Source organism: Ruminococcoides sp., from assembly GCF_057037865.1.
The window spans coordinates 1-14,425 of sequence record NZ_DBLZMS010000016.1 but is presented as its reverse complement, the minus strand read 5'-3'; the positions used below and the strand labels follow the sequence as shown (position 1 = coordinate 14,425).

The window sequence follows — 14,425 nt, the reverse complement described above, 5'->3', positions numbered from 1 at the left end:
TTGACTCTCCACTTCCGTGCGTTCTACACTCTTTCACCGTTCGTGTTTTCTCTTGTCTGCCTCGCCTCTCAGCGCAACAGTTGATATTATATCAGCACTTCACTCTTTTGTAAACCCCTTTTTGACAATTTTTTTATCTTTTTTATATTATCGGCAATTTCTACATTTTAAACTCATTTGTTGTTTATTTTATCCCAAAATTCACTATATACACCCTTTTTTAAGAATAAACTTTATTCGACAGATTTTCCAAACAATTTTCTTGACAAAGAATGGGTATATATATATAATAGTATTAACAAATGAATCCCCTTAAAAACATTGACGGGAACAAGATGCAAATGAACCGGCAAAGAGAGCTGACGGTTGGTGTGAGTCAGCATGGAACATTGTATGGATAGCTCATCCCCGAGTTTTTCGTGTGAAGTGTATATACTATTATATATGTAATGCGAAACGCAAGACTGCGTTATCGGTCAGGACTTTGTCAGAAGTCTTTAAGGAGAACACAGTGATGTGTTCTTGAATACGGGTGGTACCACGGATTTTATTCGTCCCTTTGTTTAGGGGGCGATTTTTTTGTGCTATTTAACAGGAGGTTATTATATGAAACCATCATTTGAAAAGTACATTCCCTTTAAGCAGATTAATCTGCCGGACAGACAGTGGCCAAACAATACTATAACAAAAGCACCAATCTGGTGCAGTGTTGACCTTCGTGACGGTAACCAGGCGCTTGTCGATCCTATGAACCTTGAAGAAAAGCTCGAATTTTTCCACGCACTTTGCGATATGGGCTTTAAGGAAATCGAAATCGGTTTTCCGAGTGCGTCAGAAACAGAATATGAAATCTGCCGTGAGCTTATCGAAAACAACCACATTCCCGATGATGTAACAATTCAGGTTCTTGTTCAGGCAAGAGAGCATCTTATCAGAAAAACTTTTGAGGCTGTTAAGGGTGCTAAGAATGTTATCGTTCATTTCTATAACTCAACTTCAACTCTCCAAAGAAAAGTTGTTTTCAAAACAGATATGGACGGTGTAATTAAAATTGCCGTTGACGGTGCAAAGCTTATTAAACAGCTTACTGATGAATATGACGGAGATACTAACTTTAGATTTGAATATTCTCCCGAAAGCTTCAGCGGTACTGAGCCTGAAAACGCTGTTGAAATCTGCGACAGGGTTATCGAGGCGCTCGGTTCGACTGCCGAAAACAAGTTGATTGTCAATCTTCCGAATACTGTTGAGATGTGCACACCGAACACATATGCAGATCAGATTGAATACTTTGCAAGAAATCTTAAACATCGTGACGCCGCTATTATCAGCATCCACCCACACAATGACCGTGGATGCGGTGTTGCCGCAGGCGAACTTGCATTGCTTGCAGGCGCTGAAAGAGTTGAGGGTACACTCTTCGGCAACGGAGAGCGTACAGGTAATATGGATATCGTTACGATGGGACTTAATATGTTCACACAGGGCGTTGATCCTAAGCTTGACTTTTCAAATCTTCCAAAGCTCCGTGAAATCTACGAGCGTTGCACAAATATGAAGATTGACCCTCGTCAGCCATATATCGGCGAGCTTGTATTTACAGCATTCTCGGGCTCACATCAGGACGCTATCAACAAGGGTATGAAGTATATGAAAGAAAGCGGAACTGAGTACTGGGAAATTCCCTATCTTCCGATTGACCCTGCCGATGTCGGCAGAGAGTATGAGCCGATTATCAGAATCAACTCACAGTCCGGTAAGGGCGGTGCGGCTTTTGTTATGAACAACAACTTCGGTTATGACCTTCCGAAGAGAATGCATCCCGAATTTTCAAAGCTTGTTCAGGCAAAATGTGAGGAGCTTGGCAGAGAGCTTATTCCGAAAGAGCTGTTTGAGGTGTTCGAGAAGAATTATCTTGAGCATAAGCAGAAATATGTTCTCTCAAGCAGAAAGATTTATGAAGAGAGCGAAAACGGCAATGATTATGTTCACTTCAAGGGCAAGATGAAGATTAACGGCAACGAAGAGGTTTCTCTCAGCGGTGTCGGCAACGGTCCTATTGACGCATTCTTCAATGCAATCAAAAAGGTCGGTCTTGACAAGTACGAATTCATCTCATACAGTCAGCACGCAATTTCTCAGGGTTCTGACTCGAAGGCTGTTTCATATATCGAACTCAAAAAGCCTGACGGAAAGAATATCTTCGGCATCGGCATTGATTCAAATGTCAATGTTGCATCGGTACTCGGTGTTCTCAACGCAATCAACAGAGCCGAGGCTTAATTAATTTAACAATTCAATTTTCAGGGCTGTGCGAATGTGCAGTCCTGTTTTTTATGAAACAAGATGTTAATAATTGACTTTTGAAACGCAGACATATATAATGTAAACATATAATCGCAAATAGAAATTGTAGGGGTTAAAATGAAAAAGAAAGTAATTATAATTATTGCAGTGGTTTGTGTAGCGATTATTGCCGTTGTCGGTACAATCTTCGGCGTAAATGCTTACAACAATTACACCATACAGCAACAGACAGAACAGCAAAACAAAAGTATTGACGATACATACTCAAAATTTACAAAGGAAACCGACAGAGCCAAAAAGTTAGTTATATTATCCGATTTCATTAAGAACAAGCCATCAACAAGTGATGAAATCAAGGTTGAAGTGTTAAACTCTGTTGAGCCAAAGTACAATGAAATACTTGCAAAAATGCAAAAGTTTTTCACAGATGATTATGATAAGACAATAAAAGATAACACTATTGACAGCAAAACTCTTGAAAAAACTAACGATAAAAAGAAGTTGCAGTCTTGTATTGATAATCTTGAGGCTTTAAAGAAAACAATTGATTCCGAAAAAAGCAATGTATTCTATAAAAACGATATTGGCAACTACGATAAAAAGCCTGACGAATTGATTAGTTTCTATAATGACAGAATAACTGCTATTGAAAAATCCGAAGCTGAAGCAAAGGCTAAGAAAGAAGCCGAGGCAAAAAAGAAAGCCGAAGAAAAAGCTAAACAGGAAAAGAAGAAGCAAACCGAGAGCAGTAACACAAACAACAACGATAAATCCTACAGTGATAATACAAACAGTTACAGCGACAGCGGAAACAGCTACGACAGCGGAAACAATAATTACAGTTCTAACGATAGTAACTACAGCGGTGGAAATAATTATAACTATGATTTAGGCAATTCATCATCAGGTTCTAGTTCATCTAACGGAAATTGGACTACTAAACATGAAAATGAAAATGGGTCTACTTATTTTGATGATGAAGGCAACGCTTGGGATGACGAAGGACACACTTGGAACTACAAAGATTTATGGTAAAGCACTAATTAACACTTAAATAATTACTCTTATTTCTTATACAACCTATTTATCGGTCGGATAATTTATTAAAATTGTCCGACCGATTTTTTGCGTAAAGTCGGATGCAATTTTTTGTTTAATGTAAAATTCAAATACCGCTTTCAGAAAAACGTTACAAATCGCCTTTAAAAATCAAGAATTTCGTTACAAATGATTGAATATTTTCAAGAATAATGTTACACCGCCTTTATTTGACCTTAAATTGCCCATAATAAGCCTGTGGGCGAAAAATAGGGGCATACAGCTAACACATAGCTATATGCCCCTGAAAATCGGTTTTAAAGCTTATTTCATACTGTTTTCGTAAGACTCGATCATCTTTTTAACCATCTGGCCGCCTACAGAACCTGCTTCTCTTGCAGAAATGTCGCCGTTATATCCCTGTTTGAGGTTTACGCCTACTTCGTTGGCACATTCCATCTTAAAGCGTTCCATGGCTTCCTTTGCCTGAGGTACATTAATCTGATTGTTATTGCTTGACATAATTTGTTTTCTCCTTTTCAAAACTTTTAAATCTCGTTAAATTTATTAATAAAGCGGCGTTTCGGCATCCCGTTTTCATCGCCGCAATAGTATTGTTTGCGGTGAAATTCGTTTTATTATTTGTAATTTTTTCAAGTTTTGAAATTCACAAAAAACATCATACAAAGCAAAAAGCAGCCATGCCAAACGACATAACTGCTTTTTATATTGTGTATGAAAGGGTTAGGGAAATAAGCCTTTCGTCTTGCTGTTAAAATATATTGAATTACTTTTTCTCGATTGAATCGGTCTTGTAGATGAAGTCAACCTTACCGTCCATATCATCGGAAATACCGCTGTAGTTGTTGTACTTCTTTGATGCTTTCTGAACAGCCTTGAAACGGTCGATGATATCCCGGACATCACCGTTTGCGGCATCAACAATGCTGTCAATGCCCTCCTCTTTGAACTTCTTCATACCCTTGGACAATGTCATTGCACCGTCATTGAGCTGTTTAACGCCGTCAACAAGTGCTGCACTGCCGTCCTTGAGAGTACCAACGCCCTCGAAGAGGCTCTTTGTACCGTTCGAAAGTGAGCTTGTGCCGTTTTTGAGAGTCTTTACACCGCTTTTAAGGCTTGATGTACCGTCCTTGAGGGTTGAAGTACCGCTCTTGAGTTCGCTTGTACCGCTCTTAAGACTTGAAGAACCGTTCTTGAGCTGACCGGCACCGCTTACAAGTGAACCTGTGCCGTCCTTGAGTGTATATGTGCCGGCGAGAATCTGCTGAGCGCCCTCGTTAGCCTGATCAACACCCGCTGTGTATGAAAGCACACCCTGATAGAATGTGTTGTAGCTGTCAAGCTGAGTTTTGAGAGCCTGAAGTGACTTTCTGCCTGCCTGAGCTTTTGCAACACCTGCCTGAATCTGACTCTGAACCTCTTCGCTGTTCATATTTGTTTCGATAAGGCTCTGAATCTGTGACGCTGTGTTGCTTTCAATTGCAGCCTGAACCGCAGATGTACTCATCTGTGTAGAAACTGCAGTAGAAACCTGAGCCTGAACTTCTTCGCTGACCTGACCTGCGGCAACAGCGGCATCATACTGATCTGCCGTCATACCAAGACCTGCGGCTGCGAGAACCTGTTCCGTAACAGACTTTCTTACTGTTGCCTCAACGGCTGTTCTGATAACATCCTTCTGGCTGTTTACAGTTGCCGTTACTGTTTCAAGTGCTGTATTGTAAGCAAGCTTCTGAGCATTTTCATCGCTGAGTGATGAAATAAGCCCTTCAAGAACGCTGCCATAGTTTTTAATTGTAAGCTTGTCGGCTGTAAGACCTGCGGCGGCAATCTGAGTGTCGGCAGTTGAAAGAAGTGTGTTAAACACCTGTTCTGCACCGCCGTTTAGAGTTGCGCTGTTGGATGAAAGCTTGCCGAGACCGCCCGCAAGTGTTGCAACATAACTGCTGAGACTTGCCGCACCGTTGTCAACCTGTGACGCACCGCCTGCAAGTGTTGCAAGACCGCTGTCAAGCTGTGATGCACCGCTGTCAAGCTGTGACGCACCGTTTTTGAGCTTTGCTGCACCGTCATCAAGCGTTTTTGCACCGCTTGAAAGACCGTCTGCACCGCTGTCAAGTTTTTTTGCACCGCTGTTTACCTGTTCTGCACCGTCATAAAGCTTGTCGATACCTTCAATGAGTGTGCCTGACTTGTCAAGAAGTGTGCCGATACCGTCATAAAGCTGTGAAGAACCGTCAACAAGCTGTTCTGCGGCGTCTTCGAGTTCATCAAGTGAATCCTTAAGCTCGTCAACCTTATCGTCAACCTTTGAAAAATCAACATCGTTGAAAATATCGTTCATTGCAACTGTCATTGTTGTTGAAAGTTCAAAATCGGTTGTATCTGCTGTGATTTCAACATAATCAGGGATTTCCATTTCATCCTTGTCAATATCAAGGCTGTCCTGCATACCCGGAAGAGCAAAACCGGCAACGATTGTTCTTGTACCGTCATTGATAGCCTTGCCGTTTGAAACCTCAACATTTTTGAAGTTGTCATCGTCAAGAATCATACCCGAAAGCATAAGGAACGGAACATTAACTTCTTCTGTCTTGCCGTTAATCTTAACCTTTTCCTTCTGTGTGTTTTCATAGTCAATGCGGATTGTAACCTTACCGCTCTTGCCGGCAATTTCATCAGCAGAAACAGTTTTGCCGTTGAGCTTGTAGCTTAATTTGAGCTTTACGGGAAGTTCGGTTGTGCCTGTTCCCTGATAGTAGATGTCATCGCCATTTGCAGCCCACTCATAAGCATTGTCTTCGTTTACCGTGTATGTTTCGTCACCCTTAACATTTTTAACATTCTTGAGGTTTGAAACATCCTTTACCTTGCCTTTTGTATCTACACCCTTGAGCCAGTCGCTTACAATGATTTTCTTAGCCGCACCGCTTGCGTCGGCAATAACATAAACGGTTTCATTTTTGCTGAGCTTTTTGAGAGCCTCTTTAGTTGTGCTTGCCTTCTTAACAGCCTCAACCGTACTTTCTGTCTGAACACCGAGAGCCTGTGCAGTATTGTCTGCACCGGCGGAATAAGCGGCAACGCCTACTCCGCTGCAAAGAATTGTGAGTGCAAGCGCACCCGAAATAGCACCCTTAATGTAGTTTTTATTTAAAAATTTGTGATTATTATTCTTGTTATTCTTTTTCATTATACAGCAGCCTCCGAATTTGATGTTTTTTTCGGCTTAAAACCGAGAGTTGTCTTTGCAATTACCTTGTCGAACAGCATAAACATTGCCGGCAAAATAAGCGTTACGCAGAACATACTGATGACAGCGCCTCTTGCAAGGAGCTTACAGATTGATGAAATAAGGTCAACATCCGAGTAGAATGCGACGCCGATTGTAGCGGCAAAGAGTCCCATTGCACTAACGATAATTGACGGAATTGAAGTTTCAAGAGCCGTAATAACCGAGGTGCGTTTATCGTTTCCGAGATACCTTTCCTTCTTATATCGTGTCGTCATTAAAATTGCGTAGTCAACCGTTGCGCCAAGCTGAATTGTACTTATACAGATAGGTGTGATGAACGGGAGCGACTCGCCCATAAGATGCGGAATACCGAGGTTAATAAAGATAGCAAGCTCAATAACCGCAACAAGAATAATCGGAAGTGTGATACTCTTTTCAACAATCGCAATGATAATAAAGATTGCAACAATAGAAATTGCATTTACAACCTGAAAGTCAACTGTCGTGATGTTTACAAGGTCGTTTGTACAAGCGGCTTCACCGATGAGAAGTCCGTCCTTATCATACTTTGTAATGATTTTATTCAACTCGTCAATCTGCTTTGCCATAGGATCTGTGGCTGTTTTGTACTCAGAGTTGATAAGCATAAGCTCCCATTTATCATTTTTGAGAACGCTTGTGATTGACTCGGGAAGAACCTCTTCCGGAACAAGCGAACCTACAACGCTTTCAAGACCGAGAACATATTTTACGCCGTCAACCTTTTCAAGCTCGTTTGTCATATTTCTTGCGTCCTTTGCAGAAAGCGAAGAATCAACAAGAACCATATGCGTTGTACCGACACCGAATTCATCTTTAAGCTTTGTGTTGGCAATTACATTTGCCATATCTTCGGGAAGACTTTCCGACAAATCGTAGTAAATCTCATTGTTTGTCTGGCTGTATGCCGAATAGAACGGATAAATAAGAGCCGCAAACATTACGAGAAATACAGGGAAAATTTTAACAAGTCCTGTTGCAAGCTTCTTTGTTGACGGAATAAGCGACTTGTGCATTGTCTTTTCAAGAGGCTTGTCAAGAACAAGAATGAGTGACGGAAGAACCGTTACACAGGAGATAACACCGAGGATAACACCCTTTGCCATTACAATACCGAGGTCAAGACCGAGTGTGAATGTCATAAAGCAAAGTGCGATAAAGCCTGCAACCGTTGTGATTGAACTTCCGATTACGGAACGGACGGTTTCGTGAATTGCAACAGCCATTGCCTGCTTGTGGTTTTCACAAATGCCCTTTTGTTCTTCATAACTGTGCCACAGGAAGATTGAGTAGTCCATTGTTACCGCAAGCTGAAGAACTGCCGCCAACGCTTTGGTAATGAATGAAACCTCACCCATAAAGTAGTTACTGCCCATATTTACGAGGATAGCAACCGCTATACTTGCAAGGAACACAAACGGGATAATCCAGTTATCCATAAATATCATCATTGCAATTACCGCAAGGACAACAGCGATTGCAACATAAGTCATTTCCTGTTCCTCAAACATATCCTTCATATCCGTAATCATTGCCGACATACCCGAAACAAAGCACTGCTTACCGGCAACCGAACGGATTTCTTCGATAGCGTTCATTGTTTCATCAGCTGATGTTGAGGTATCGAAGAATACCGCCATCATCGTTGCATTTCCCGAATTGAACGCATCATAAATTTTGTCGGGCAACATTTCCTTTGGAATTGAGATGTCGGCAAAATCGTCATACCAAAGAACCGTATCAACATGGTCGATTTCTTTGATTTTTTCCTCTGTTGCCGCAACATCCTTATCATCCATATTCTCAAAGATGAGGAATGAAAAAGCACCCTTTCCAAAGTCATCAAGCAGATAATCCTGACCCTTGATTGTGTCGAGGTTATCGGGAAGATAACTAAGAATGTCGTAATTAACCCTTGTAAATGCCATTCCCAAGGCTGACGGAATCATCAGCGCAACGGCAAGTATAAGGATTACGAAACGGCTTTTAACAACCGCTTTCCCTAACTTCATATTTCATACTCCTTCATATATGATTTGCAGACTGCACTCTGCATTCAAAGGAACGATCCGAGAGGTGAACCGCATTTCCTTTGTCCATAACATATTCTATTACGGCTTTGTTAAAATTTAAACAGACACAAAAAATGCCGTGTCAGGAATTTAGACACGGCAATAAATTTGTACGGAAATCAGACATTTTGTTAAATTCGTCTGCATTTCAGACACGCAAGCAAGCGCAAATATTCATTTTTAACCAATAAAACAGCAATCAGGCATTGATTTTGGCACATCTGCCCAATGCAGACTCCATTGAACCCTCAAACAGCTCACAAATGCGTTTCATCTTAATTTTGAGGTCATATTTCATACCTCCGCCGAGCCAGTCGATAATAAAACCGACAAGCTGACACTTGTAGTACATAATCATTGCGTCAAGGTCATCTTTGGCAATATTTTTTGTAATTTCAAGCTTGTCAAAATAGCTTTTTATAGCGTGAGTACAAATCCTGTTGAGATACACATCAAATGTAGTTCTGTTCGCAGAATTGTAAATGTGCTGAATCACCAACTTGTTAGAAGAAGCATAGTCAATTACAGAAATCAGACTTTCATAAACAGAAGTACTGTTGTCGGTTTCGGTCGCAACAAATCTGTCAGCCTCTTCAACGAGAATTTCCTCAAGAAGCGACGGAATGTCGTCAAAATGGTAGTAGAAAGAATTACGGTTAATTCCGCATTCTTCAACAATTTCCTTGACTGTAATTTTATTCAACGGCTTTTTATTCAAGAGCGAAATAAAGGTCGCCTTGATAGCCGCCTTGGTAAATGTCGGCATAGTGTCCCCCCTGAAAATTGCAAAACATCCGCGTGCAGACGGATATTTCCGTTCCGAATTTTTTCATACACAATATATGCAGCCGATTGCTACACTAATTAAAGTAAATTGTATCACAATTATTTAAAAATAGCAATAACAAGCATATTAACAAAATCAGGGGTTTGTTTTGTATTTCCTATGTAAAAAAGCCCCGAAATTGATGTTACCCCCAAAAAAGTCAGGCCAAAAATCTAATGGTTTTTGAGGTTGATTCAAAATCGTGGCTTTATATTTATAAAATTATAAATTCAATATCTTTCGGGAAATCATTTTGCACACTGCAAAGGCTGATTTCGTAGTCCGAAAATTTGTATTGTTTCATATAATATTCAGTTTGATTTTCAGAGAATTTTCCGCTGCTGACATCAACACTTTTTGCGCCACGGTGAAATCCGTCACCCATACATTTTAGGAGTGCCTCTTTTTTAGTCCACAATTCAAAAAATGTGCCGAGCCTGTCAAAAGCGTTGCCGAGCAAATTCATCTCGTTGTCGCAGAAAACAATTTTGCCGAGCCTTATGCCCTTGAGAAATCGAATTTCTTCAATATCACAACCGACTTCGGACTCCGACAACGCAAAAAGCGCATAGCTTCCGCTGTGCGAAATATTGAAACAAAGCCCGTTGTCACATTCGGGTTTGCCGAATTCATTCACGGTGATTTTTGCACCGCCAAGAAATTTGTTCATAAACAATCCGCCTGCAATGCAACGCAGTTTATCGTCAGCTCTGCGGCATCTTTGAACACGCTCCGCTCTTTCGGGAGAAAGCTCACCGACTCTGTCAAAAGAAATTTTGCGGATATCGGTTATAAAAAGCCGTGTTTTCATATCAATAGCCACGAAGAGCGTCAAGCGAATCATCAGACATAATCCAATCGTTCACATCAATTTCCGTAAAATCGGTTTTATCGTTTCTGACAATAACCTTGTCAATACCTGCGTTGATAACCATACGCTTGCACATTGCACACGAAGATGTGTTCTGAACATACTCACCGTTTGACATCTCCTTACCGACAAGATAAAGCGTTGCGCCAATCATCTGTTCTCTTGATGCATGAATAATAGCGTTCGCCTCGGCGTGAACGCTTCTGCAAAGTTCATAACGCTCGCCACGGGGAATATTGCGTTCCTGACGGATACAAAATCCCAAATCACAGCAATTTTTTCTGCCTCTCGGAGCGCCTGTATAGCCTGTTGAAACAATCTGGTCGTTGTTCACGATAATTGCACCAAAATTTCTGCGCAGACAAGTTCCCCTTTCAAGCACAGTTTCGGCAATGTCAAGATAATAATTAATTTTGTCAATTCTGTCCATATAAAAACACCGTCCGTTATCATAATTTCAAATTCGGTCAAGTATATTTTAGAGTAGTCGAAAGCAGTATCAGCCTTTGAGCTTTTCAACACAATCTCTGCATACATATTTTCCGCCGAATGCAATCAGATTATCAAGAGTATTGCAAAAAACGCACTTGCTCTCTGCCTTTTTTATCGTAACGCACTCATCGTCAGCCTCAATGTGAAGAATGTCACCCGGCTTAATGTTGAGGTGGTTGCGGATATCCTTTGATATTACAATTCTGCCTGCTTTATCAATTTCCCTAAAGTTTGTATAAATCATTTTAATTCACCATAATCCCTATTTTTTAATTCACCATAATCCCTATTTTTACCTATACTACCATTTTTCGGGATTTTTGTCAACGATTTTATTAAATAATTTGATTACAAAAATGACAATATTGTACATTTTGTCGTTAATTGCAGCAAAAGGAGTAAAAATGCTGAATTATATCTGGAGCGGACTCATTGCCGTGAGCGTATTGTGTGCGTTGTTTATGGGCAACACCGCCGACATTTCAAACGCACTCATTGAAAGCGGAGCGTCATCAATACAGCTTATTCTCACAATGGCAGGCATAATCTGCCTTTGGTCGGGAATTATGAAAATCGCAGTCGAAAGCGGTTTGACAAACATTTTTGCAAAAATCTTTGCACCGTTGCTCCGTCCGCTGTTTCCGAGACTTGATAAAAAAAGCGACGCCTTTCAAAGCATCACAATGAATATCAGTGCAAATCTGCTCGGACTCGGCAATGCCGCAACACCTTTCGGACTAAAAGCAATGGAACAGCTGCACACGCTCAATAACCGCCGTGACATTGCGAGCAACGAAATGGTTGTTTTTGTAGTTATGAACACAGCGTCACTCCAGCTGTTACCAACAACGCTTGCCGCACTTCGCCAATCCTACGGAAGCTCTGCGCCTTTTGAAATTATCGTTCCCGTCTGGATAAGCTCTGCGTGTGCGTTGACGGTGGCATTGCTGATTGCCTGTACGCTGAATATCAGGCAAGGTAAAATTTGAGAAATGTGGTGAGCAAATGGAATTTGTAATGCCGGCATTTGCGTGTATTGTTGTGGTATTCGGGCTGATAAAAAAAGTTCCCGTATTCGATGTGTTCATCTCGGGAGCAAAAGAGGGAGTAAAACTTCTGTACAACATTGCCCCTACAATTATGGGACTTGTGTTTGCCGTTGACCTTTTGCAGTCAAGCGGAGCAATTGACGCAATATGCTCACTGATTCAGCCGACAGCGGAATTTTTAGGATTTCCGAAAGAAATCGTTCCGCTCGTACTCCTCCGCCCCGTTTCGGGAAGCGGTTCAACCGCACTCCTCACAGCCCTTTACAAAACCTGCGGTCCCGACAGCTTTGCGGGCAGAACAGCCTCCGTACTCGCAGGTTCAAGCGAAACAACCTTCTACGCAATCGCAATGTACTTTGGCTGTATCCGTGTCAAAAAAATTCGCCACACCCTCTTTGCCGCCATAACCGCCGACCTAACCGCCGCAATTATGAGTGTTATAACGGTCAGATTGTGGTTTAATATGTGATTGTAAAGTGTTCCCATTTCGGAACGCTTTTCTTAAATTCAAACTTTGTGTTCCAATTTCGGCACGATTTTATTTTAACATTTTTCAATTTGTCATTTTTCTTGCCAAACAGAGTTATTATTCCAAAAATCCGATACTAAATCATAAATCACAAAAAGCAAAAGCACTCCGTGACTTATCTTTACGATAAGTTTACACGGAGTACCTTTCATTTTCAACAGCCATTAACAAAAATATGTCTGCAAATTTTATAATGATTTTAATTTTCAAAATAAGATTATAAGCTTATTTATCCGCATCACTCATAAAATTCTGTTCGTTTCAGATGAATGTAAGATCATTTCATTTTCATTGCCGACACAACACCCCACCGCAATTGCAAAAACCTTTACAATTTCAGACTCATTGCGGTCGCATATTTTCAAGTTTTTTATTACTTCAGTACCAATTCCAAGTCACTTTTTCAGCGGAGAGTGTGATATTGCAAATGCTGAATTTTCGATATTTTCTATATTGCTTTTCAGCATCGTAATAATTAACACCCAATTCAATTTTTAATTCGCTGTTATTTGCAAAGCAATCTATAAATTCAGCTGTATAAGCATTATTGATCGCATTAATAAACTCAGCCTGTGACAAGGAAATACCTTCAAATTTTCCGTTTTTATCAGTTGCCGAAACAAAATTAAAATCGTTAAAAGACTCCTCTTTCATTGCCACAATCATATCACAATGCTTATAACATTCGTACTGTTTGTAACAATCGCCGACATAATTCTGCGGAAATATTTTAATATCAAATGTAAAAATCATTTGATTATTTTCGCATTTAACAGAATTCAATTTTTGATCATGCAACACTCCGTACGGCATACTGATATGCGATATAATAATTTCGTTATTCATTTTCATTCTCCCAAAGTTACATTTTTATTTTGTTTTTTCAAAAGCAACAGGCTTATCAGAATTACTGTGCCTTCGACAGTTTTATTATACCTGATACAAATAATATTTAAAAAGCCCTTTGAGAAAAGATTTCTCAAAGGGCTTGATAAACTGGAATTTATATTGCAATCATTTTTTCTTTAATCCTAGAATATTCTTCTTGATCTGCTGTATAACCCCCCTGAAATCATCATCCGTTTTTCCTGTCGGATCTTCAAGTTTCCAGTTGCCATCAAACGCTCTGCCGATAAACGGACAACCTACATCACAACCCATGGAGATGTCTGGCTCCGGGATGCTTGATATCAGCTTAGAATACTGCTTTTTCTCCATGTCGATGCCGTAAAGCTCCTTCATGAGACGGACGGCATCCTGATTGATCTGGGGCGCAGCAAGTATGATGGAATCCTTCAGGAAATCAATGCCCGTATGATTCTGTATAATTTCTGTGAATTAGTGACTTCTCACGCTGTGGTAAAAACATCTAAAAATACCAAACACGTCTATAAAATTAATTTCGCCATCGCAGTAAACATATGCAGGGCATATCTCAAACACGGTGGTAACGAAACAGAGACCATGCTTCTCATACAAAAGTATCTGACACCTGTCAGGTACAATCGAAATTATCCTATCCACCTCCGTCCAAAGAGAAATAGGGATTTCATGTATCGGGTTGCATAAATCTCGTTACCATTATACTCCATTATGAGGCAGATATGCAATCTGTCTTTTTGTCATACACAAAAAAATGATTTGAACTCATCATACACCTGCTTTCTACGCATTAGTGCACCTAAAAAATACAGCATTTTTTAACTGAACAGTATTTTCAATGCATGACCGCATGTGATATACTGTTTTCATCATAAAAAACCTTATCTAGGAACCGTAATAATTCTATTCAAATTTTCTTCCTGATTCACTTTGCTCTGCATGTACGGTCACATCACTTTTCTTTTTTTTAGACATAAACCAATAAAATATAACACAAAATGCTAAAGCAAACACAACACCAAAAACATTTTGAATCACTCTAAGACTAACCGCTCCTTGTA

At 40.3% G+C, this 14,425-nt stretch carries 13 protein-coding genes, 1 pseudogene and 1 other annotated feature; of the genes and pseudogenes, 4 read left to right on the top strand and 10 right to left on the bottom strand.

Annotated elements, in window-relative coordinates:
• The first annotated feature begins 312 nt into the window (after positions 1-312).
• Positions 313-562, top strand: a binding site (T-box leader).
• Positions 563-606: 44 nt separating this feature from the next.
• Positions 607-2,283 carry a 2-isopropylmalate synthase gene (leuA, locus tag AC2HW8_RS10235; RefSeq protein ID WP_021882583.1) on the top strand — a complete coding sequence of 559 codons (1,677 nt, stop codon included), beginning with the start codon at positions 607-609 and terminating at the stop codon, positions 2,281-2,283.
• Between the two features lie 141 nt (positions 2,284-2,424).
• Positions 2,425-3,342, top strand: coding sequence for a hypothetical protein (locus AC2HW8_RS10230; RefSeq protein WP_484327536.1), 918 nt, complete (start codon positions 2,425-2,427; stop codon positions 3,340-3,342).
• 327 nt (positions 3,343-3,669) lie between these two features.
• Here the strand turns inward: AC2HW8_RS10230 and AC2HW8_RS10225 are convergent, their stop codons facing one another.
• The 7 genes from AC2HW8_RS10225 to AC2HW8_RS10195 all read right to left on the bottom strand — a co-directional run bounded on the left by AC2HW8_RS10225 (position 3,670) and on the right by AC2HW8_RS10195 (position 11,148).
• Entirely contained in the window at positions 3,670-3,867 is a 198-nt protein-coding gene (locus tag AC2HW8_RS10225; protein WP_015522775.1) for an alpha/beta-type small acid-soluble spore protein, read from the bottom strand.
• A gap of 265 nt (positions 3,868-4,132) precedes the next feature.
• Positions 4,133-6,562 carry a hypothetical protein gene (locus AC2HW8_RS10220; RefSeq protein WP_484327535.1) on the bottom strand — a complete coding sequence of 810 codons (2,430 nt, stop codon included), beginning with the start codon at positions 6,560-6,562 and terminating at the stop codon, positions 4,133-4,135.
• Positions 6,562-8,655: an efflux RND transporter permease subunit gene (locus AC2HW8_RS10215; RefSeq protein WP_484327534.1), complete on the bottom strand. Its 2,094-nt coding sequence runs from the start codon at positions 8,653-8,655 to the stop codon at positions 6,562-6,564. Before AC2HW8_RS10215 ends, AC2HW8_RS10220 begins: the two co-directional genes overlap by 1 nt.
• Before the next feature lie 259 nt (positions 8,656-8,914).
• Complete coding sequence (locus AC2HW8_RS10210; protein ID WP_484327533.1) at positions 8,915-9,481, bottom strand: TetR/AcrR family transcriptional regulator; 567 nt, start codon at positions 9,479-9,481, stop codon at positions 8,915-8,917.
• Between the two features lie 274 nt (positions 9,482-9,755).
• Complete coding sequence (locus AC2HW8_RS10205; protein ID WP_484327532.1) at positions 9,756-10,352, bottom strand: 4'-phosphopantetheinyl transferase family protein; 597 nt, start codon at positions 10,350-10,352, stop codon at positions 9,756-9,758.
• A 1-nt stretch (position 10,353) separates the two neighbouring features.
• The gene (locus tag AC2HW8_RS10200; RefSeq protein ID WP_015522780.1) at positions 10,354-10,842 is read right to left on the bottom strand and encodes a deoxycytidylate deaminase; all 489 of its coding nucleotides are present in this window, start codon (positions 10,840-10,842) and stop codon (positions 10,354-10,356) included.
• Between the two features lie 69 nt (positions 10,843-10,911).
• On the bottom strand, positions 10,912-11,148 hold the full coding sequence (locus tag AC2HW8_RS10195; RefSeq protein WP_015522781.1) for an AbrB/MazE/SpoVT family DNA-binding domain-containing protein: 237 nt from the start codon (positions 11,146-11,148) through the stop codon (positions 10,912-10,914).
• Between the two features lie 160 nt (positions 11,149-11,308).
• On the opposite strand from AC2HW8_RS10195, the gene AC2HW8_RS10190 reads away from it, so the two are divergent.
• Together AC2HW8_RS10190 and AC2HW8_RS10185 are read left to right on the top strand one after the other, a co-directional pair.
• Complete coding sequence (locus AC2HW8_RS10190) at positions 11,309-11,893, top strand: nucleoside recognition domain-containing protein (protein WP_304018044.1); 585 nt, start codon at positions 11,309-11,311, stop codon at positions 11,891-11,893.
• 16 nt (positions 11,894-11,909) lie between these two features.
• Positions 11,910-12,422 (top strand): spore maturation protein, encoded by a 513-nt coding sequence (locus AC2HW8_RS10185; RefSeq protein WP_117524012.1) that lies wholly within the window; start codon positions 11,910-11,912, stop codon positions 12,420-12,422.
• Between the two features lie 438 nt (positions 12,423-12,860).
• Here AC2HW8_RS10185 and AC2HW8_RS10180 read toward each other — a convergent pair whose 3' ends face one another.
• The 3 genes and pseudogenes from AC2HW8_RS10180 to AC2HW8_RS10170 all read right to left on the bottom strand — a co-directional run.
• Positions 12,861-13,328: a hypothetical protein gene (locus AC2HW8_RS10180; RefSeq protein WP_484327531.1), complete on the bottom strand. Its 468-nt coding sequence runs from the start codon at positions 13,326-13,328 to the stop codon at positions 12,861-12,863.
• A gap of 168 nt (positions 13,329-13,496) precedes the next feature.
• Positions 13,497-13,724 (bottom strand): ArsC family transcriptional regulator, encoded by a 228-nt coding sequence (locus AC2HW8_RS10175; protein WP_484327530.1) that lies wholly within the window; start codon positions 13,722-13,724, stop codon positions 13,497-13,499.
• Between the two features lie 543 nt (positions 13,725-14,267).
• Positions 14,268-14,425 (bottom strand): annotated as a pseudogene (locus AC2HW8_RS10170) (FUSC family protein); the annotation flags it as partial.